This is a genomic window from Gloeothece verrucosa PCC 7822 (assembly GCF_000147335.1).
Lineage (GTDB): Bacteria > Cyanobacteriota > Cyanobacteriia > Cyanobacteriales > Microcystaceae > Gloeothece > Gloeothece verrucosa.
The window spans coordinates 171,310-192,932 of record NC_014534.1; the positions used below are offsets into that span (position 1 = coordinate 171,310).

Annotated in this window: 15 protein-coding genes; 5 read left to right on the top strand and 10 right to left on the bottom strand. The window is 37.8% G+C overall.

The window, feature by feature from the left end:
• Positions 1 to 6: 6 nt before the first annotated feature.
• The 10 genes from CYAN7822_RS38225 to CYAN7822_RS31115 all read right to left on the bottom strand — a co-directional run bounded on the left by CYAN7822_RS38225 (position 7) and on the right by CYAN7822_RS31115 (position 15,342).
• Complete coding sequence (locus tag CYAN7822_RS38225; protein ID WP_157872030.1) at positions 7 to 153, bottom strand: hypothetical protein; 147 nt, start codon at positions 151 to 153, stop codon at positions 7 to 9.
• 43 nt (positions 154 to 196) lie between these two features.
• Positions 197 to 4,339: a beta strand repeat-containing protein gene (locus CYAN7822_RS35060; protein WP_013334894.1), complete on the bottom strand. Its 4,143-nt coding sequence runs from the start codon at positions 4,337 to 4,339 to the stop codon at positions 197 to 199.
• 85 nt (positions 4,340 to 4,424) lie between these two features.
• Positions 4,425 to 4,724: a hypothetical protein gene (locus CYAN7822_RS31080; RefSeq protein WP_013334895.1), complete on the bottom strand. Its 300-nt coding sequence runs from the start codon at positions 4,722 to 4,724 to the stop codon at positions 4,425 to 4,427.
• A 305-nt stretch (positions 4,725 to 5,029) separates the two neighbouring features.
• Positions 5,030 to 8,770: a WD40 repeat domain-containing protein gene (locus tag CYAN7822_RS31085; protein ID WP_013334896.1), complete on the bottom strand. Its 3,741-nt coding sequence runs from the start codon at positions 8,768 to 8,770 to the stop codon at positions 5,030 to 5,032.
• A 104-nt stretch (positions 8,771 to 8,874) separates the two neighbouring features.
• On the bottom strand, positions 8,875 to 9,420 hold the full coding sequence (locus CYAN7822_RS31090; RefSeq protein ID WP_013334897.1) for a Mov34/MPN/PAD-1 family protein: 546 nt from the start codon (positions 9,418 to 9,420) through the stop codon (positions 8,875 to 8,877).
• 337 nt (positions 9,421 to 9,757) lie between these two features.
• Positions 9,758 to 10,606, bottom strand: coding sequence for a hypothetical protein (locus CYAN7822_RS31095; protein ID WP_013334898.1), 849 nt, complete (start codon positions 10,604 to 10,606; stop codon positions 9,758 to 9,760).
• Positions 10,607 to 10,611: 5 nt separating this feature from the next.
• Positions 10,612 to 11,280 (bottom strand): hypothetical protein, encoded by a 669-nt coding sequence (locus CYAN7822_RS31100; protein ID WP_013334899.1) that lies wholly within the window; start codon positions 11,278 to 11,280, stop codon positions 10,612 to 10,614.
• A 98-nt stretch (positions 11,281 to 11,378) separates the two neighbouring features.
• Positions 11,379 to 11,609 carry a hypothetical protein gene (locus CYAN7822_RS31105; protein WP_013334900.1) on the bottom strand — a complete coding sequence of 77 codons (231 nt, stop codon included), beginning with the start codon at positions 11,607 to 11,609 and terminating at the stop codon, positions 11,379 to 11,381.
• Between the two features lie 34 nt (positions 11,610 to 11,643).
• Positions 11,644 to 13,686 (bottom strand): type IV secretory system conjugative DNA transfer family protein, encoded by a 2,043-nt coding sequence (locus CYAN7822_RS31110; RefSeq protein ID WP_013334901.1) that lies wholly within the window; start codon positions 13,684 to 13,686, stop codon positions 11,644 to 11,646.
• 576 nt (positions 13,687 to 14,262) lie between these two features.
• On the bottom strand, positions 14,263 to 15,342 hold the full coding sequence (locus CYAN7822_RS31115) for a hypothetical protein (RefSeq protein WP_013334902.1): 1,080 nt from the start codon (positions 15,340 to 15,342) through the stop codon (positions 14,263 to 14,265).
• Positions 15,343 to 15,639: 297 nt separating this feature from the next.
• Here CYAN7822_RS31115 and CYAN7822_RS31120 point away from each other — a divergent pair, with 297 nt between their 5' ends.
• From CYAN7822_RS31120 to CYAN7822_RS31140, 5 genes are all read left to right on the top strand, one after another.
• Positions 15,640 to 17,142: an ATP-binding protein gene (locus CYAN7822_RS31120; RefSeq protein WP_013334903.1), complete on the top strand. Its 1,503-nt coding sequence runs from the start codon at positions 15,640 to 15,642 to the stop codon at positions 17,140 to 17,142.
• 191 nt (positions 17,143 to 17,333) lie between these two features.
• On the top strand, positions 17,334 to 18,656 hold the full coding sequence (locus CYAN7822_RS31125) for a tetratricopeptide repeat protein (protein ID WP_013334904.1): 1,323 nt from the start codon (positions 17,334 to 17,336) through the stop codon (positions 18,654 to 18,656).
• 425 nt (positions 18,657 to 19,081) lie between these two features.
• Positions 19,082 to 19,849, top strand: coding sequence for a P-loop NTPase family protein (locus CYAN7822_RS31130; protein ID WP_013334905.1), 768 nt, complete (start codon positions 19,082 to 19,084; stop codon positions 19,847 to 19,849).
• A 15-nt stretch (positions 19,850 to 19,864) separates the two neighbouring features.
• Entirely contained in the window at positions 19,865 to 20,698 is an 834-nt protein-coding gene (locus tag CYAN7822_RS31135; RefSeq protein ID WP_013334906.1) for a hypothetical protein, read from the top strand.
• Positions 20,695 to 21,621: a hypothetical protein gene (locus tag CYAN7822_RS31140; protein ID WP_013334907.1), complete on the top strand. Its 927-nt coding sequence runs from the start codon at positions 20,695 to 20,697 to the stop codon at positions 21,619 to 21,621. Before CYAN7822_RS31135 ends, CYAN7822_RS31140 begins: the two co-directional genes overlap by 4 nt.
• Positions 21,622 to 21,623 lie beyond the last annotated feature (2 nt).

Sequence of the window (21,623 nt, forward strand, 5' to 3'; positions counted from 1 at the left end):
TGACCTTTAAAAAACCAAGTAGATGTCATTCTTCAAATTAATGGCGACTGTTAAAAATGGAGTAATCAAAGTATTTTCTGAGTATTTAGAGGCTGTAAAGCCAGTAAAAACAGTACAAATAACGATTATTTCTCCATCTTCAACTGTTGCCACATCAATTATTACGTTACTGGTTACAAAAAACAGATTATTGAACTTAAACAACTAATCCAAATTCAGCATTTAAAGAAACTAATTCAGCTAAATTAATACGTCCATCTCCAGTAATATCAGCAGTAGGGTCATAGTTATTTTGTCCACTACTACTACCAAATAAACCAGGACGTTGTAAGGTATTTAAGTCCGTTAAATTGACTTTACCGTCGTAGGAAATATCGCTGTTAAAGGTAGATTTTCCGGCTAGTTGAATATTGAACGCTGGACTGTTTTGAGCATTACTATTGATGACTAATCCATTAAGTAAGTTAAAGTCTTCTCGCGCCGCTTTGGGGGCATAATTTAAAGCAATTCGGCGAGTTTCTCCAGGATTTAGTAAAAGATCACCATTGCTAAAGTTAGCATTAGTCGTAACATTTTGAGCATTGATAGTAATACTAGAAATAGCCAGAATATCATTGGTTCCTACGGCGGTATTAGTAATTTCAATGAATTGGGTTTTATCGGCAAAATTGGGACGAACAAAAAGGCTATCTGTTGCACCTTGTCGGTATTGAGAGAGGCGAGTCCCAAAAGTAATGGCAGTTTTATCGACAGAGATTCCTGCTTCATTAACGTTGGTAATATTGACGCTAAATAGGCGTTCTGTAGAAAGTTTAAATCCGTCGGTTGCTTTCACTCCTAATTGATAGGATGTAACTCCACTTTCGTAGTCAATGGTATTAAAACCGGCTTGAGTGAGAGTAATTTCTCCAGTGGTAGCATTGATAGCAAAAAGGCCATTTCCTGACGCATCTTTGGGGGAGGTACTGAGGCTAAATGTTACTGCTTGGCCGGTTAAATTATCATCGGTTGCTTCTACTAAGTTATCCGCTACTACAACGGTTCCGGCGGCACTTCTTTCTGCTAGGTTAACGTTGTTAATCTGGTTAACAATAGGAGCATCATTGATGATAATATTACGAGTTAGGGTAAGTGTGTCGTTGGGGTCGGCGAAGGTTCCATCGGCGAAACCAATTTGACTGGCATCAAAGGTAAGGGTTAGGTTTGAATTATCCCTGGTTCCGACGACATCAAATTGCAGTAAACCAAAGCGAGAGAGTTGATTAATACCAATAGCAGAACCTTGATTTCCTTGAGGAAGTGAACCGCCACTCAGGTTAGTAATTGTCCCATTAGTATTGTCTAATGTTCCCCCTCGGAATAGAGGAAAATTAGAGGTAACTAAGGGATTATTGACATTACTAATGTCTGAGAAGTTATTGAGGTTTTGGGCGACATCAGGAGCAAAATTAAAGTTAAGCGCATTGATGACTAATCCTGCCGCATTGGTACGAGTATCTCCCACTAAAATTTCGGCAAAGAATTTATTGCCTTTGATGGCAGTATTGCCGGTAATTTCACTGCCTACTGCGCCGTTATTGTCTTCATAGAGTTTCAGTTGGAAGGAAAGGGGGTTAACATTATTGAGGTTAATGGTAGCTATTCCGGTATCGGTTAAGTTGCCGTCACTTCCCTGAACGGTAAGATTAAAGGGGTTAGTTTGGGCTAGAATATCATCTTTGTCAGTAACAGTAATTACCCCCGTATTACTAATAGCAAATGCCTTGATATTATCCCCATCTGTGTCTGGATTACCCGCAATAATACTGTAGGTTAAGGGGTTATTATCGGGGTCTGTGGCGTTAATTGTGCCGACTACTGTACCGTTAGCAGTGTTTTTTGAAATGCTGAAAACACCATCATTAACGACTGGCGCACGGTTGACAGGACTGGTTAAATTAACGGTAATAGCGGCAGTATCGGTTAAGTTCCCATCGCTAACCGTAACTGTTAGGTTAAAGGGGTTTGTTTGACTGCTAATATCGTCAGGGTCAGTAATAGTAATTACCCCCGCATTACTAATACTAAATGCTTTGATATTATCCCCATCGCTGTCTAAATTTCCGGCGGTGATACTGTAGGTTAAGGGGTTATTATCGGGGTCAGTTGCGGTAACTGTACCGACTGCGGTATTAATGGGACTGGTTTTAACGAGGGTAAAAGTAGCATCGTTAGCGACGGGGGGACGGTTGGGGGTTTCGATGACATCGGTGAGGTTAACGGTAATGGTTGCGGTGTCGGTTAAGCTACCATCGCTGACGGTGACGGTTAAGGGGTTATTGGGGTTGCGTTCAAAGTCGATGTCATCGGGGTCAGCAACGCGAATTTGTCCGTTATTATTGATGGTAAAGGCGGGGGTTGCGTCACCATCAAGGTTGGGATTCCCTGCGGTGATACTGTAGGTTAAAGGGTTATTATCGGCATCGGTGGCGGTAATTGTGCCTACAAGGGTGTTTAAGGGACTATTTTCGGGGACGGTGAGGGTAGTATCGTTGAGGACGGGTGCGCTATTTGAGCTAACATAGCTAAAGTAAGGGTTTGTTAGACTCAATCCTGTTTGATTTTGAATAATCGCAATTAATTCATCGGGTTCGGTTCCAGGTTTGTTGATGTAGAGGTTAGTATTACTACCAGAAACCGTCAACAAATAATTATTACTTGAACCGTTAAGCTGAATAATATCCTCGGTGGGGTTAAAGTCATTGATTTGGGCGTAGTCGTTACTGCCTGCAAGGGTGCTATTACCATCATCATAAAAGATTTTTGTCGTATCTCCAAGGATAAAGCGATCGCTTTCTGTTCCTCCTTCTAGGGGATCTCGTTCACCGACACCGTTATTTGTTCCTTGTAGGGTATCATTTCCATTACCACCAGATAGATAGTCATTTCCAGCATCCCCATTGAGGATATCATTACCTATACCTCCAAAAAGAGCGTCACCATCATTGCCACCATTGAGGACATCATTTCCATCTTCCCCATAAATTTCGTCACCCCCAGCATTACCTGAAATGGTGTCGTTTCCACTCCCTCCGTTGATACGGAAGTCGTTAGCAGAACCACCAAAAATGACATCATTAAAGTTAGTTCCCTGGAAGTAATTAAATAGTTCAATGGAAGTAAAGGTATCAGTTTCACTACCTACAACAATAGTACCATTTCCAGTAGCACTGTCGTAAGTCATGATTAATCCACTGCTGGCATTACTGTAGTCTGCATTGTAATTATCTGTCCCACTGCCACCATTAATAGTATCATTTCCAGCATCACTGAAAAGACCATCATTTCCAGCATCTCCATTGAGAATATCATTACCTATACCTCCACGAAGAGCGTCACCATCATTGCCACCATTGAGGACATCATCTCCATCATCTCCATAAATTTCGTCACCCCCAGCATTACCCGAAATGGTGTCGTTTCCACTCCCTCCGTTGATACGGAAGTCGTTAGCAGAACCACCAAAAATGACATCATTAAAGTTAGTTCCCTGGAAGTAATTAAATAGTTCAATGGAAGTAAAGGTATCAGTTTCACTACCTACAACAATAGTACCATTTCCAGTAGCACTGTCGTAAGTCATGATTAATCCACTGCTGGCATTACTGTAGTCTGCATTGTAATTATCTGTCCCACTGCCACCATTAATAGTATCATTTCCAGCATCACTGAAAAGACCATCATTTCCAGCATCTCCATTGAGAATATCATTACCTATACCTCCACGAAGAGCGTCACCATCATTGCCACCATTGAGGACATCATCTCCATCATCTCCATAAATTTCGTCACCCCCAGCATTACCTGAAATGGTGTCGTTTCCACTCCCTCCGTTGATACGGAAGTCGTTAGCAGAACCACCAAAAATGACATCATTAAAGTTAGTTCCCTGGAAGTAATTAAATAGTTCAATGGAAGTAAAGGTATCAATTTCACTACCTACAACAATAGTACCATTTCCAGTAGCACTGTCGTAAGTCATGATTAATCCACTGCTGGCATTACTGTAGTCTGCATTGTAATTATCTGTCCCACTGCCACCATTAATAGTATCATTTCCAGCATCACTGAAAAGATTATCATTTCCAGCATCTCCATTGAGAATATCATTACCTATACCTCCAAGAAGAGCGTCACCATCATTGCCACCATTGAGGACATCATCTCCATCTTCCCCATAAATTTCGTCACCCCCAGCATTACCCGAAATGGTGTCGTTTCCACTCCCTCCGTTGATATTGTCCCCACTATCGGTTCCAGCTAAATTATCATTCCCTGTGGTACCAGTAATAGTCGCCATAATTGTAAAAACCTCGTAAATGAATGTTGTCTCCTATTGGGGTTTGTGCAAAATCACTGGGATTTTATACAAACTTTCCCATTTGTTACAATTTGTTAATTCCCGCCGCGCCAATTTCACCACTTAAAATCGTAACATTATTAGTAATATTACGCTGATTTCGGGCAGTTTCTGTGTCGGTGAATCCTCCATAAATAGCTACATTATTTTTCAGAGTAAAGCTTGCAGTTCTATCCGTTCCCGTAGTGGGTTTATAAATACCTGCCGCTACCCAAATCTCATCCCCTGATTGTGTGGCAGTGATAGCACTTGTTAAATTGCCATAGGCATTATTCCATACAGAACCATTTCCTGTGGAACCGGTTTTAACGTAAATAGTTGCCATGATTTTTTCCTTAGTTTAAATGAACTGTAATGAGAAACTATTAAATTTAGGAGTCACCTATTGACAAAAAAATAGGCTTATGAAAGTAGCATTTTTACTTCTTGCAAACAGGCTCACGTACTGACGCAGCGCGTTCGCTTAATAATGTGTCCCCATCATAAATTGGCTACTTTGCCCAAAGCATTAACAACTTTTTGAAGTGGAAAACCCTTGTCAGCTAAGGACTTTGAAGCATTAAGGCTTTATTAACTTTGGGAAACCTCACATCTTGCACCCCGTGAAAAATGAACAATAAACGAATCTTGTTAATCGACAATAAACGCTCCTAAAATTTTCATTGTGTTGATCGTTTCACAATTCAACCCTTCTACTCCCGTAATATTTGTTTGTTCATAAAGTCTAGGATAATATAAAGTATTTTGACATTCTCCTGTTTTTACATTCCAAAGTTTAATGGTCTCGTCTTCACTTGCGCTGGCCAATGTTTGACCGTTGGGACTAAAACACACTGACCTCACACTTTTAGTATGTTCACACGGGAGTTGACGACGTTGACCTGTCTCAACATCCCAAATTAGGATTGTTGCGTCATCACCCCCGCTTGCTAGTAACTTTCCCTCGGGACTAAAATCCACTGACCATACCCAAGATTTATGACCTTCAAAACTATTAATTAATGTACCATCTTCGACTTTCCAAAGTTTGACCGTTTGATCATCACTTGAACTGGCTAATAGCTGACCGTCAGGGCTAAAGGCAACAGACCAGATTCTTCCTTGATGACCTTTAAAAGTCTGCAAAGATTGAGTCAGATCATCTTCAATAGACCAGAGTTTAATAGTTCGATCTTCACTACCAGTTGCTATTAATGTTCCGTCAGGACTAAAAGCTACTGATAATACCCAAGCCTGATGTTCCTGAAAAGTTTTGAGACAAAATCTTCTCGGAACTGACCAAAGCTTAACAGAATTGTCTCCACTACCACTCACCAGCATTTGACTATTGGGACTAAAAGCAAGTGCCCACACTCGCTTTTGATGTTCTGGGGCAAAAGTGTACTTTTCACCTGTCTTGAGATCCCAGAGTTTGATGGTGTTATCGTGACTGGTACTAGCAATCAATTGAGCATTCGGACTAACCGCGACTTGATATAATAAAACCCAATCATCTTTTTCTTGTAAAATTTTAATCACTTCGCCACTTTCAACTGACCATAATCTAATCGTTTGATCTCCACTCCCACTTACCAATGTTTTTCCATCGGGGCTAAAAGCTACTGAACAGATCCAGTCAGTATGACCATTAATCTGTCGAAGACATTTATGGTTTTTAATAGACCATAATCTGATAGAACGATCTATAGAACCACTCAAGATATATTGACTATCGGGGCTGAAAGCAATTGATGATAATCGATTGCCATATCCCCTAAAACACTGAAGACATTCTCTGGTTTTAACTGACCATAATCGCAGTGTAAAATCTTCACTACCACTGGCTATATATTGACCATCTGGGCTAAAAGCAATTGACCAGATCCAGTTTTCATGTCCTTTTAAAGTATCAATATTTTGGTATTTTTCTTCTATAATAGACCATATTTTGATGGTTTTATCTCCACTGCCACTTGCTAGAAGTTGACCATCTGAACTAAAGGCAACTTGCCAAACCCAATCTTGGTGTCCTTTAAGAGTATGGAGACATTTTCCAGTTTCAACTAACCATATTTTGATAGTTTTATCAGCACTCCCACTTGCTAAAAGTTGACCATTTGGACTAAAGGTAACACCACCTACTCGTTCTTGATGCCCTTCAAGGGTGTGGAGACATTCTCCTGTGTCAACTGACCATATTTTGATAGTTTTGTCCTCACTTCCTGTCGCTAGAAACTTACTATCAGGACTAAAAGTAACTGATCTAATAGGAGCATGATGTTTTTGAGAAGGATGGGGCAAAGAATGACAATTTAGAGATGGATCTGTTGTAATAGACCAAATTTTTAAAATTCCGTCTTGTCCTCCACTTGCTAGTAACTGTCCCTCAGCATTTAGGGCTACTGACCACACCCAGCTTCCATGGGCAGGAAAACTTTTGCTTAATTCTAATTTTCCGTCTTGTTTGACTTTCCAGAGGTAAATCATTCCATGACTGTCACCAGTTGCTAAAAGATATTCTCTTTGAAGAGAGCGATTGAACTGACTACAAGAAATTGATAAAATACTGCCACAAGTTTGAGGAAAAATACAGTCAAAAAACTGCGAATATGAAAAATCTACTTGGTTGAGTTTAATGTTTGAGAAATCGACTTGTCGAATAGGGATATGGGAAAAATCATAGTGTCTTAAATGACCTTTTTTCAGTATATTAAGTAAGTTTATAATATTGCCAGCAATGCCACCAATTTGTCCAGAAGGCTTATGTTTTAATGTATTTAAACACTCAATTAGTTTGCTTTCTACATTATTTTCTTGAAAATTATGAATTAAATTCTTAATTATTGGGTGTAAAATAACATTAACTTGAATCTTCTTTATATAATCCGAAACAGTAGCTTTAGTCAAGGCGTTACTTCTTAATAATTGGAAATTTTTAGTTTTAATTTCTTCTGTTGCTATTGTAATGATTTTTTGAGTGAAATATTCAATCATTAGAGGATGTGTTGTAAAGTAGTCATCTTTTTTATCTAACAGAATTTTTGTAGATAATGATCTAATCCCTTCTTCTATACTTTTGCTGTCAGGTTCAATTATAATATTCTGTTTTAATTCTGACAAACAAACTGGATTTCGATTAATCGCTAACTCAAAAATAATCGCTTTTTCTAAATCAGATAGTTGCTCAAAGTAAGAATTTAAAATAGACTCTATTTTTTCTATAAGAAGATTACCTTTCAAAAGAAAATCCGAGAGGTTATTATGATGAAGTCGTTGAATATGATGAGCGATAGATTTGATGAATAAAGGATTGCCATGACAGACTTGTTGAATTAAAAATCGCCATTCATCGTCTGAGCCATGAAAGGTGTCAATATCTCTAAAAATTTGCTGTCCAGTTTGATAGTCAAGTCCTTGTAACTCTAGGAAATAGGTTGAAGTCTTATTTCCTGCTAACGATTCAAGTTCTTGAGGAATTTTTCGACTGGTTATAATTAAACAGCTTTTGTGCTTTGACTGACCAATTGCTTGTAAAATTTCGCTATATTCTCGATAGTTTTCATCCTCAATAATTGCATCAATATTATCTAAAAATAATAAACAACGAGATTTTGCTAGTATCTTGATAAATTTTATCAGTTTTATTTTAAATTTATCTTCTGCATTGAAACTGATATGTTGTGAAATAATATTACTTGTATTTTCAAGAAATTCTAGGGGTAAAGGGGGATTCAAAAAAGACCAATAAATAACATGGCGAAATTCTTCGTGAATTTGTTCAATAAGTTTACAGATAAGGGATGTTTTTCCGATTCCTGCTATTCCTAAAATTCCGATAATTTTACAGGGAGTAGTATTTTGAAAAAACTTTTCTTTTAATAATGCTAGTTCTTTCTCTCTACCATAAATCTGAGAAATATCAGGAATCAATCCGAAATTATCATAATTTATTTCTGTTTGATTAGCTAAGTTTGGGCTGCCACCAGATTTACGCTTATCCCACTCTTCCTCAAATTTTCTCAAATTTTCTTCTGTCGATGAATGCCAAAGATTTAGAGTAAAGTGCAATTTTGCTGTGCCTTGAGTTTTGACTCTATTATCTATTAGTATTTCCCATTCTTGTAAAACCTTAAGGTCATTTCTCATCTGTTCCACAGTAATGGTAGCCTTTAACTTTTGCTTAGTAATTCCGTGACAAAAATCTGTTAATATTTTTAAAGTTGTATTGACAATCAGCTTAGGATGTGATTCACTATCTTTCAGCCACTGATAGGATAGTTGATTCGACCAAAAACCTTTATCTGGTGATTCGTTATTAACATGAGTTAATAGTCTTTCTAAGAAGAGCAAAATTCGTTTTTTGACGGTAGGACTGGTATTGAGATTGGGCATAGTCTGAAAGTTTACTTTTGAAAATTATAGCCTGATAATTCACTCATCGTCAATTAAGTTAAGGGACAAAAAAGCTAATAGTTATGGAATTAAATTGAATAAGATTAATCATTAAATATTGATAAATAATCGGATAAAGATTTGATAATTAGTAATTTTTTGGGAATTAATTGATCTCCAATTTGTATAGAAAGCTTAGTATATTGGGGTCGTAACTGAGGTTGAGAAGGGAGGGAAACATGATACATAGTTAATCGAAAAAATGGGTCAAAATTAACTAAGGCAGAAATAGCTCCCTCAGAATGTTGAGAAGCATATTTTTTATTAATTCTATCATCAGTTAAGGAAAAGTAATCAAAACTGCCCGGATGTCTATGCCATAGCCCAAGAACTTCTATAGGTTCTCGGTAAAATCTGGCAATTTTGTTAGACAGGTGGTTAATATAAGCATTATCATACTCAAAATAGCCGGGGCGAAAGATAGGATTTAGACCCGGATCTAAGGTTTCTAAAATATACCATTTATTGGGGGTTCTAATTCCTAAAAAAATGCCGCCTGTTTCTGTTTTATAGCTTTCATAAGTTTCAGCCGCAATGGCTAAAAATGATTTCTGAGAAAAAATAGTTTTGATACTCTGGTCACTTGACATTGTTTTTATTCTCTTAGTTATTCATCTTTTTTCTTATCTAAGATAGATATTGATTGGACATTTATTTTAATAAAATTTCGTAATATAAATATATGTTTAGTTATAACTGCGATTAGCTTGTTAAATTAATCTGTGAATATTAGGTGATTCTGCCTGAGTTAAGCCATAATATTCGATGGTTCCTTCTGTCAAAAATATTATTTACTCTGTTGACTTACCTGCGGAATGTGGGTTGTTAATAAGAACCTACCCAAAACCGATAAAAGAGCGTTAGCTTTTTCTATTGTCAATCTATGTCAAGGCTTCCAGACACAGCCACTTGTGTCTGACACTCAGGTTAACGACTACGTTTTGGTGATTGCTGAGGCGGAGGTGTTTGAGAGCGCGTTTCCGTCTTTGGTTTTGTGCTTGGCGATGGGGTCTTGGTCAGAGATTGGCTTGAAGAAGGATTAGTGGAACTATTGCCGATACTTCTGGATGTTTTCGGTTGCTGAGATTGAGCAACAGGAGTGCGAGCATTGTTAGTCAGTTTTGCTGACCGATCATTTGAAAGAACAGGAGATTTATTTTTCCCAAATTCACTTCTGTATAAATTTTGTCTATTCTTGACATCTGCAAGCAGCTTTTTATCTCCTGTTTTTTGAGCTAAACGACGATCCTGACGTAATTCACTTAAACAAGCCATACGATAAGCTTTTTTCCCACTAGGGTCTTGCTTAAACGCTTTTTCAAAATGCTTTCGATCAACACCGTTTATTGATGTAACTTTTTTATTTCTAATCAGGGTTGGCAATTCTATTTTACGAAAAACTGAATCCGACCTTGCTCCACATACAAAAGTTTTTACATCGCCAGAAGCACTCTTTGCAAAACGCCAAGATGAAACTCTGCCTAACCGATCTGCAAAATTATTATCTTTGAGTGGATCACCTGGTCGTGGCGGCTTATATTCGGAGGGTTTAGGATGACGTGTAAAAACATTATTTGTCTGCTTATTTAGTGGTTTGAGAGTAAACAAAGCACGACCAGTATCAGTTCGTTCAAGGGTTGCTGCTTTACCTTTACTGGAATTGGCATAATAATAGGCTCTGTAATAATTAGCTCCTCCCGAATAAAATACAGCTTGTCCATTGGAATTTACTGAATATTGACTTGCTGCACGAAAGTCTTCTTGCCGAGTGTTCATAAAAATTACTCCACCACTATTTCAACATTTTCTAATAAGGATTGACTAACAAAATAATTCTTCAAATCATCAGCATCGGATGAAGTAAGAAGAAAATTGTCATCTTGATAAGTAGCCTGTGAAACAACAAACACACTTATTACGTGATGTTTATCATTAATAAGTGTTTCTTTTGGCAAATAGATTATCTTTTTATTTCGTTCTAAAAGGACGTAAAATTGATCAAGATGAATCCATTTAAATTGTGCCTCAAGATTAGTTGTTAGTTCGGAATTAAATTTAGTTTTTGTATCTATTTGTAAATAATTAATACGACGTTCTTCTGACTGCTTTTCTTGAACAACACCTTTAAAAGCCCGTGCTTTTTGAGCAATACTTTTTGCATACAATTGACGTTGTTGTTCAGTAGGTTTTACAGCCATTGGACTATAATTTTCAATGACTTCTTTGATTTCTCTTAGATCATAGCCCGCCGCTTTTAGTTTACCCGCAATACGCTGATCCGTAGAGACATTAGCCGCCTTATTCCCATCCTTTTGGAGAATGCGAGCTAACTCCTTTTGATACTCTCTTTCAGCAGTACCCTTATAGTCATCAGGATCAGGCGATTTTAGAGAAGCTATTGCGCTCTGAAACCGCTCCTTAATTTCCTGATCAAGTTTATGAATTGACATAATTTCTATGATCCTCGTGAATTAAGTAGAATATCTCAAAAAAATCAAGAAAGACAGTCGCCTAATGAAACTAGACCGGCTTACTTTTAAAAAGTGATTTAGTCCCTAAAATTTTGATTTTTTGGACGGGATGTGGCAGCACTGACAATACTCCAAACCCACATAGCTAGAACTAGGGGAATACCAATGAAGGAGAATATTACAGTCGCACATAAAATCATTCCTATAATAACCAAAATAAATTGAGCTACTCCTTCTCCAATTTTGCCAACAATTAAAGTACCAATTCCAGGGAAAAAGATGTTGATAATAATAGCCAATGCTTTCATTGTAAACCTCTGAAATAGTTGATAAATGATTAGATTAATAGTCCTCATCCGAACTGTCGTCCAAATCCCCAGGAAGGGAAAGAGCATTATGAGGAGCAGGCAACTCAATCCAATCCTCCACAGGTAAATTCTTGAGTTGCTCGCTATCAAGTTCAGCGAGAACCTGATGAATCCCTAAACGGTAAACATCCTCCTCATCCCATAACCTCAAATCCTCAGCAAGTTGGGGAACTTCAATTAACCGTCGGACTCCCTTTGATTCAGACATCAGATATTGACTTAAAAAGGATGAAGTAATTTCATGGTGATAAACATGGTTATCAACTCGATACCATCCATTAATTCCCTGTCTTGTGTCTTTATCAGGTTTAGGCATATTCATAAAGTCATCTGGACGGGCTACTGGGTTAGAATCTCTTTGCTCTCCCCAACCTTCGGTTTGGCTGCCACTGAAGAGCATTTGGCCTTGAGTATGACTTTGGTTTACACCCTTCCAGACCACTTTCATATCTCCTATTTGCTCAGAAGCCCATTTAGCAGTTGGTTGGTCTTTTGTTCTTAAATAGGCAGATTTATCAAACTGAGCAATTAGAGCATTAGCGACTTTATCTCCATAAACCTGTTCTAGCTGGCTATAAGTTTGAAAGGCAATTGTGAGAGAAACCCCAAAAGAACGCCCCATCTCAGCTATTTGATCAAGTTTGTTGATTTTCCCCAATGTTTTTAGCTCATCAAGAATGATGTAGGATGTTCCCCAAGATTGCTCTGCTCCCTTGCGACTGAGCAACATTTGAGATGCACGGGTAAATAACAGTTGGTTAAGGGGTTGTAAGGTCGATTCTGATTCAGGATCGGCTCCCAAAATTAGAATTGAACTTCCTTCTAACCACTCAGAAAGGGTAAAAGTTCGACCCTCACGAATATGGTAGTCACAGTGCGCTGCTACCGTTTCCAGTCCATCCCCAATGCGAGCCGCTACTGTACTCATTACATTGCCGATAGTATCGCCAGATCCAAGTACCAGTAAACTACGTTTAAGTTTTTTATCCTGACTTAAAAGCAGAGTGATCAGTTCAAGGTGTTGGGCGGCTAGAACTAAATCCCGTAACGTCCAAGCGCCAGGGGCTGAACGCATAAAAAAACGGGTAATACTAGAGAGAATTCTTCGGGATGCTTGGTCAAAGAAATCAGAATTTCCCTGGCTGTTAGGTTTTTCTGGTATGAGAATATTGGCTAACTCATTAGCATCTCGATCACGGGTTAAATCCTTAGCTAAATCCCAAGCATAAGCCCTATCATCAAACGGGTTGAGGATTCTCACTATATTCTGCGATACCCCCATTCCCACAATAACAGGCAGAAATTCACTTTTCGGATCGTAAATTAAAGCTCTGTTGTGACTACCAGGCTGTATTTGAGGGAGAAACGATTGCATAAAGAGTCTTAGGAGATTCGTCTTACCACTTCCTGCCGCACCAGTAATGCGAAAGTGAGTGTGAGCTTCGCTAGAAGGGATAGTCAGACCACCAAAGAATATCCCTCGATCCCTAGAGGACAACTTCCGGCGATAATCACTTTCTAACCATCGAAATAGCATTGGACGGCTACCAGCAAAGTATTCTTGACGTAATGGCCCTGTCAGTTTTTTCATGGCGATACCTCCCACAATCAAAGAGGCAATCGTACCAAACCAGACAGAAAAGTACAGGAATAAGAGACCAGTCAAACCAAACAGGAACCAACGCCAGTAATCCCTCAACCACTCTGTAAAAACAACTAATCTGGTTGTTTTTGACAAAACATAGCCAAAAATGTGGCGTATAACATAAAAACCCCAGCCAAAATGATACAGTGCGACTAAAAAGATCATGCCAATTGCGCTTCCTGAACCACCCAATACAGCGACAATACTGGCAAGCACAAACCATGCCCCTGCGCTCGCCCCAGTCAACTGAATATTCAGGGTTTTATCGCGCTCCAGACGTTCCCAAAGCTCTTGAAAACCCTTTGGATTGTTCGCTAGCTCTGTTACAAAATTTAATGGCTGCTTAACCGAGTTACTCTGATTTACTTCCATTTTTAAAAAATGCCCTTGAAAAAGAAGCAGTAATTTTGACTCTGTTTATTGAACCCACATTCTGCAACCATCACCTATAGCAGCACACTACATATGAATGCGCTCCTTAAAAGTATAGTTGCTCTGTACTTTGCACGATTACTCGTTTAGTAGAATGGAATTACTCTGGCATTGGCGACAGTCTGCGGAATGTCGGCTCAAGGATTTCCCAAAAGTTGAATTTGTTGTTGATACATAACACACCAAAACTATACAATTGATTCAGGTAAAGTGCGAATTCTACCCTATCGGTTACTCGACAAAAGCCAGTCATCCCCTTATTTCTAACTTTCGGCTGAACAGACCGCACCTAGTATGCCAGTATAGCTTGGGAATAATTTGGGAATTTCCCCAAACATGGTATCTATTTAAAATAGCCTCAAACCCTTATAGAGCAAGGAATATGACATCTAAAGCTGAGATTGACTTCGGGACACTTAAGGATATATCTAATTTTCAAGATAATTTACCTTAAGTTCCCAAAATCTAATATTTATATGAAACCTATTAAGCTAGACTTCACACTGCAAACGCCTCCTATAGTTTCTGAAAAATCTGGTCAGGATTGTGGTACTGATGCTTAATCATCGGCTGCTCCAGTTCAATGAGATACCATTGACCAGCAAATGTTCCATATTTTAAGCAAACCTTTTCATTATCCTGAAGAGTATGCTTAAATCCAAAACGTTCTTTATACAGTGCTTCAATCGTTTCGTCCCCTTTCGGATAAGTCGTGTATGAAATTTCAGTGTGGGCAATATCATGTTTGTAAGTCAAGATAGCCCGAATCAATTGCTGATAAACAAGATAACTTGTTCCTATTTTGCCAGTTCCCTGTTTATCATATAGAGCGAGACTTTCTCCGATACTTGTTACATTTTCGGGTAATATTAGTTGCTTTCCTGTGTGTTTTCCTTCACAAAGTGTTGCCAGTTGACAAGGCAAATAGTATCCATATTCAGCAATAGAATAGGTATAACGTGCAACACCGATTACCTGAGACGGATTTTGTTCAGGATAGGCTAAAAAAATAACCGATTGGTGAGTAAATAAATCGTCGATTTCTCGGCGATAATTTTGCGATTGAGGATAGCGTTTCTTGAGAAATAAGAAATAAGATTCCATTTCTGCCTGTGTTTCTGCTTCCTTGACCAGATAACCTTTGACCTTGGGCACATCAAAACAAAGTAACGCTCTTTTGCGAAGAATCCAACAGTTGCCAATGTTACTTAACAAACTAAATCCAGTACAAGAAAACAGAATCTTCACACATTGCTCAATATTAGGGGTTTGGGATATATCATAGACAAAGAGAAGACCGTTATCCTGTAACATTCTTCGTACAGTCCTTAAAGTGAATAGGGGATCTTTTTGTGTGTAATTTTTGGTCTCTAGTGTTTCAAAGGTTTGTACCGTTGAATCGTTTTCCTCATTTGGTTTTAAATCAAGCCAACAAGAAAGTTGCTCATAGTGATGCTCTCGTATTTGACCACTAAATGAGTGATTGACATCGACTCCATCCGACGACAGTACCCGGACAGATGTAGACGATAATACAGATGATAATGAGGTAAACTGTTTATCATTGGTTTGGTTGATTATGTGAGAAATAGCCATTTTGCTACCCTTATGAAGAGGACAACGAGCAATGAGGCACTCTTCATCAGGAGCGAAGGCATAGAAACCCTTCGTTTTTCTTGAGCTAAGAAATCAAAACCATTGAGCAGTCAAAAGCTCAAAAAGGCTTGTACTAGCGAGTTTTAGGAGGATTTAAAAATTTCCTAAATAAATTATCAGAGAAACAATTAGTTTCTGATTAGTCAGTTCAAAAGCGTTATTTTCAAAAAATGGAAATTTAATAGCTAAAGTGATCAATAGTAGAAACTGAAGTTTTTGTAGATTCAATAAAGAGCAATGAAGGTAAAACTCTCTGAAACGGGACATGAGCAAATCAAAACACGATGGACGCAAAAGCAAAAAGAAGGCTGGACTAGAGAGCATCTATGTACAGAAGCTAGTCAATTTGCTGAACCTGATACTCCCTGGAAAGAATTTTTTAATGTCCGAAGATACGCTTTGAACTGCACACCAGAGACTTTAGATCGGTTTTTAAGAGGCGAAGTCATTCAATGGCAAGGTTTTCTCGCATTTTGCCAAGCTTTGAATATCGAGCCTTCAAGAGTCGCTGAACTTGATAATCTCTTAGAAAAACTGACGCAAAACATTGCCCCCATCTGGGTTGGACGAGAGTCTGTTCAAAGTGAATTACTCAACAAGCTAAAAGGGGACTGTCGCATTATGGTAATTACGGGAATAACAGGTATTGGAAAAACAGCCCTAGCTTACAAATTAGCGGAAGTTTTATGCCAAGACGGTTTTCCTCCTGAAGTCCCCATCGATTTTGATGGATTTAATCAACCCGATAATCAACAATCCCAACCCACAGCACAAAACTTTACCAGTGTGGCTATTGAGTTGTTACATCGCGTCGATGAACCTGTGACGGGAACACAAGCAAAGAACCCACAACAATTATTAAATAAATTGGTTGATAATCTTGTAGCCCATCGTCGGTTGATTTGGCTTGATTCAGTAGAAAATCTCTTAGAAGGAAAAACTGAAGATGGCAGTAATCGATTTAAAGATCCTCTCTGGCGACACTTTTTTCAAAAGATAGTAGAAGCCGAAGCTTTTCCGAGTAGAATTGTGATTACTTCTCAAGACAAACCGGCAGATTTTAAAACATTTGGTCAGACAAATTATTGGCATATTGAGGCAATAACTGGATTAAATGCAGAGGAAAGAATTCAACTATTTCAACGCTTGTTTGAACAAGCAGAAGTCGATTTGATTCTCGATGGAACTAACCGCGCTCATCTTAAATACATTGGAGAAATTTATGAAGGACATCCTCTTGCTTTACGCTTAATTGCCGGTGATATTATTAATAGATTAAATGGAAATATAGTGAGATATTGGGAGGAAAATAAAGATCGATTTAGACGAGTAAAAAGAATGATTGATGAAGCTGAACAGGCAGACATCAATGATTATTATAAAACCAATATATTAAGTAATAAATCGGAGAAAGAAAACTTAATCAAAAAAATTTTAGAAGAGGAGATTCAAGGGACAATAGATAGACTTGAATCTTTTTTTGAAACGGCTTATTTGTTGCTAATTTATGGCTCAGTTTATCCCTATTTTGAATTAAAACAAGCCTGGTTTTTTCAACTTCAGTTATATTTAGAATATGAAGAAGAAGCTTTAGAACTAGCTCTTCTTACTTTGTTCAACCGTTATTTAGTAGAAATTCAACAACACCCAGGAAATGAAATACATATCAAACAGCATAATTTAATTCGCAATGTTGCTTTTAAGAATTTAAAAACACCCAAAAATAAGCGTGATAAATAAGGTAAGTATTTTTCCAAATATTTCCTGATATATAACGCTTCTTACTCTAATGATGCAGACCAAATTTATCCTCTATTACCTGTTGCCTAAAACCAACAAACTTTGTACCTCACCATTATGGGAACTGCTATATAACAGGTTATATTGATTCAGTTCATTACTTTTAGAAGACTACCAACAAGGATAAGAAAATGATAAATAATTTTGACTTTGCTGAATTACGAGTTAAAGAAAAACTGAAAAATGTCAATTTTACTGCTTTTGGAGAACTCGTTCAAGTTAAACAAAAAGGAGAAAATTTAGCCGCCACGGGAAGTCATTTTGAAAAAGCTCATTTTGGAGCATTTATTTGGCATTTAATCGGTTATGAACGCTATATAAAAGACAAGACAGGACAAGATTTATCTGTTCAAGAACGGGCGAAACGTTATGTAGATGCCTTCCTCTGCTTATGTCAATTAGATTGGTATAAAGAGGCAAAACATTTGTTTGATTTGCCCTTAAAAATAGATGAGCAAACTTCTTTTCCCCTATATAAACAATTACGTATCTGGGGACGTTACGAAGATGAAATAAAATTGTGTAAAGGATTATTAGGGCATCTTGATGATGCAACGAATTTTATCTGTTTAAATGAACTAGGTTATATTTATCGAGAACTGGGACAATTTCCTAAAGCACTCAAGTACGCTGAGCAACTCTTGTCCTTAGCTGAGGAATTAAATAATTCTTTTTGGAAAGCAAGAGGAGAAGGAAACATAGCAACAATCTATGGGATACTAGGTGAGTATGAAAAAGCCAAAAAGAGTCTTGAGCAAACTTTGAATTTAGCTCAACTTCTTCCCGAATCTCCAGAAAAAAACGAGATTGTGAATGTTGCTTATTTAAACCTTGGGAATTTTTATGGCTATCAGGGACAAATTGATCAAGCTATCTCTTGTTTTAATCAGCATTTAAAATGGACTGAAGACACTCAAAATTATATTGATCAAGCAACTGCATTCAGGAATTTAGGAGAGGCTTTTCACCGCATTAATGATTTAAAAAACGCTTTTAGTTATACTCAGAAAAGTCTCGAATTATCCCAGGAATTTCATGATGAAGCAGGAATAATTTTTTCCTTGGGAAACTTGGGAGCAATTTATGGTCAACAGGGTAATTTCGCTCAAGCTCAAAAATGTTTTGAGGAAGAAAAGAAAAAAGCTTCAGATATTTCAGATCTAGCTAGTCTTGCCCATGCTTGCATTGGGTTAGGAGAAATTTATAGTATCACTCAAAAAGATGATTTAGCTTATCAACATCTTCAGCAAGGTTTAGACATAGCTCAAAAGATTGGAGAGCAATATCTAGAATTAGAAACTCTGATTAGATTAGCAGAATTTGAAGAAAAAACCCATGATATAGAGTCGGGTATTAATTACTGGAAACAAGCCTTAATACTAGCTCAAGAATTGAATAATCTTTCCCTCAACGAAAAATGTGAACAAAATTTGAAAAGGTTGTTAGATACATAGGACTCGCGCAGAAATAATTAGTTCTGCATTATTTAAGAGTCCGTTCGGAACAAGTTCCGACCATAGCAAGAGCGACAGTGCCGAACGAGTTCCGCACCCCAATCCGCGTCCTCAAGTTTTGAGCCGCGCTCCCTTCCCACCAGAGAGAATTTTGAATCTATATGAAAATTTTTCCCCACAATGCCGAAAGAACCTGTTTTCCGATTTCACCGTTAACGTGATTTCCGTCTCCTGACTCATTTTCAGTTGCTCTTTAACTCTCCCTTAACTATTATGAAGGTTTTACAGGATGTAAAATTTAATTTTTCTTACAAAAAACTTAAATTTTATGTAAAATCATAGAAATAAGCGGCAGAATAAAATATAACGCTCAAAAAAAGCTATAGTCTAATCCAATGAAGCGTTACCCATAGGAGGTGAAGCGTTTGGGGGTGATTTATATTGGAGATCGTGCCACAGGCAAAACCCATTTATTGATGGAGTTGGCTAACCCGAAGAATAATTATGTACAAGTGACTCATCCTGATTATCAGTTTTTAACTAGCTTTTTTTATGATCAAGAACGAATGGACATGAAACCAACTGGTTCCCTCACGACGGAAGCAATTTATGATAAAAATATCGAAATTGAGGTAGAGCTTCCCGCCGGAAAAAAAAAGATTTCTTTGGATTGGGTAGACACCCCTGGAGAAATTTGGAGGGAAAGTTGGCAAAAAAACAAACAAACCGAATGGAAAGCATTTTTAGATACTATTAGAGGAGCAGAAGGAATTCTTTTAATTATCCCACCCCATAGAGATCTGATCATTCCCACCCTAGCTAACCCCGATAATTTTATTACTAAAAAACAATGGTGTAATCGCTTTGAACGTTGGGTTCAATTTTTTCGCCAAGATTGTCCTAAAGTTCGCCATCTTTTGCTATGTTTAAATAAAGCAGATTTATTTGCTTCTGATCTCCAAGTAGAGGCTCAGAAATTGGCTTATAAGCCTTACCGTTCTCCCCTAACTTGGCAACAAAGAGATCAATATGTTTTACAGCGTTATTTTCGCCCCCTCTATCCTCAAATTAATGAACTCAATCGTCATATTCAAGGGCTATCAGTTCGTTGTTTTATGACAACTATTAAAAATAGAGACTTACTAGAGTTACCTTGGATTTATCTAGGTAGTTTCTTACAAAAATCAACATGATATTAAGAAATAATAATGGGAAATATTTGTATTATCGGTCCCAGGAGTTCAGGAAAAACAACTTATTTAGCCGCTTTAGCTTATTGGCAAAATGAGGGTATACAAGGAGTAAAAGGAGAAAGAATTAAAATAAAACCACAAAACCCTGAATCTAGAGAATTAGCTGAACAAGCAGAAAACATTTTGCTTCAAGGAGCAGATTTTGAGCCGACAGGACAGAGTGTTACTACTGTCGATGAGCTATCTTATTATTCTTTTGGAATTGAAGTTAAAAAAAATTTACTCAGTCAACCTGAAATCATTTATTTAACAGCTAAAGATTATCCCGGAGAAGTATTTGAAAATATTGTCAATGGGAGTAGTTCTGACCCAATTCATGAAGAATTTATGAATGATTGTTTTACTGATGTTAATGGTTGTTTAATTCTCTTAACGGGATGGGAGCCAGAAACAGATCATTTTTACAACCGAGTGATGAGTCGCTTTATTGATCTTATGGATACCTATGGCCGTTCTCAAAATTTAAAATTAGCTGTGGCGATGAGTAAATGTGAACGTGGAGAAATTTGGTCAGGAAGAATTGATCCGGAAACAGATTTATTTGGAGTGCATCTTCGCCGAACTAGGCAAACCTTAAGAGACAGAATTATTCAGAAAAATCTTAAATTTTTTGCTATTTCTACCTTTGGAGTTTTAGGTAGAAACGATCCCAGACCTAATCGAGAAGACCGAATAGTAAAAGGAGAACCAGCTTCTGTCTTGAGAAATCCCTCTAAATGGCAACCTTATAACCTGATTCAACCCTTGTACTGGTTAAGTCAAAAACCTAAAACGAAAAAATCATCATGATTATGCTTAATTGGCTAAAAAAGAAACAATTGACAGGTTCAACGAATTCTGAAACCTTTGAATCCGGTGCAAATCTTCGTCTTATTGGCGATCGCAGTGCTGGCAAAACCGCTTACATGGCATCTCTGGCTTACTGGCCTAATGCTAATTCTAACAGCCCTGTGCAATCTGTTACACCTTTTGGGGATGCAGGAGCCTCTTTAATAACCATGTCCCAAGAGATTCTCGAACAAGGGTTAGAACTGCCGCCAACAGATTTAAGTGCCAATATTGATGATGTCAAAGACTATGGCATCAGCATTATGCTTAAAAAAGAATTCTCTCTTGCAAATCCCCAAAAAGGAATTAGTTCTAAGCTATTGCGGTTGAATATTAACTGCAAAGACTATGCGGGTGAATTTTTGGCCGACCTCATTCATAAAGCAGGAGATACCAAATTAAAAGATTATTTAGAAGATTGTGTAGCCGCTACCGGAATTCTGCTGCTGATAGATGGCACAACTGAACGCAAAGATAAGCAATATGCCAATGGACTTGACAAATTTTTAGCCGCATTGGATCAAAACGATCTAGCCGGACAATCTCGTCGTATTGCCTTTGTCATGAGTAAATGCGAACAACCCCATCTATGGGTAAATCGCCACCAACCGAAACAGTTAGCCCAAAATCGTTTTCCACAAGTTTTCCAACGTCTGGAAACATGGTCATTAACTGGAGGGGGAAAGGTGGATTATTTTAATACTTCCGCTTTCGGGATGCTGGGAAGCCGCTTTCCCGAACCCAATGCTGTCAAATTAAAGCGAGATCGGGATGGAACAACCTCAGTGATCAAAGATACCAAACATTGGCGGCCCTTCGGGTTAGTCGCCCCTATCTATTGGTTATGTACTGGTCAACGTCATAAGGAGCTAGACAAGGATTAAAA

Coding starts and splice junctions, on each gene's coding strand:
- CYAN7822_RS35060 (WP_013334894.1), bottom strand. CDS start 4,339: ATGGCGACTATTACTGGTACCACAGGGAATGATAATTTAGCTGGAACC.
- CYAN7822_RS31080 (WP_013334895.1), bottom strand. CDS start 4,724: ATGGCAACTATTTACGTTAAAACCGGTTCCACAGGAAATGGTTCTGTA.
- CYAN7822_RS31085 (WP_013334896.1), bottom strand. CDS start 8,770: ATGCCCAATCTCAATACCAGTCCTACCGTCAAAAAACGAATTTTGCTC.
- CYAN7822_RS31090 (WP_013334897.1), bottom strand. CDS start 9,420: ATGTCAAGTGACCAGAGTATCAAAACTATTTTTTCTCAGAAATCATTT.
- CYAN7822_RS31095 (WP_013334898.1), bottom strand. CDS start 10,606: ATGAACACTCGGCAAGAAGACTTTCGTGCAGCAAGTCAATATTCAGTA.
- CYAN7822_RS31100 (WP_013334899.1), bottom strand. CDS start 11,280: ATGTCAATTCATAAACTTGATCAGGAAATTAAGGAGCGGTTTCAGAGC.
- CYAN7822_RS31105 (WP_013334900.1), bottom strand. CDS start 11,609: ATGAAAGCATTGGCTATTATTATCAACATCTTTTTCCCTGGAATTGGT.
- CYAN7822_RS31110 (WP_013334901.1), bottom strand. CDS start 13,686: ATGGAAGTAAATCAGAGTAACTCGGTTAAGCAGCCATTAAATTTTGTA.
- CYAN7822_RS31115 (WP_013334902.1), bottom strand. CDS start 15,342: ATGGCTATTTCTCACATAATCAACCAAACCAATGATAAACAGTTTACC.
- CYAN7822_RS31120 (WP_013334903.1), top strand. CDS start 15,640: ATGAAGGTAAAACTCTCTGAAACGGGACATGAGCAAATCAAAACACGA.
- CYAN7822_RS31125 (WP_013334904.1), top strand. CDS start 17,334: ATGATAAATAATTTTGACTTTGCTGAATTACGAGTTAAAGAAAAACTG.
- CYAN7822_RS31135 (WP_013334906.1), top strand. CDS start 19,865: ATGGGAAATATTTGTATTATCGGTCCCAGGAGTTCAGGAAAAACAACT.
- CYAN7822_RS31140 (WP_013334907.1), top strand. CDS start 20,695: ATGATTATGCTTAATTGGCTAAAAAAGAAACAATTGACAGGTTCAACG.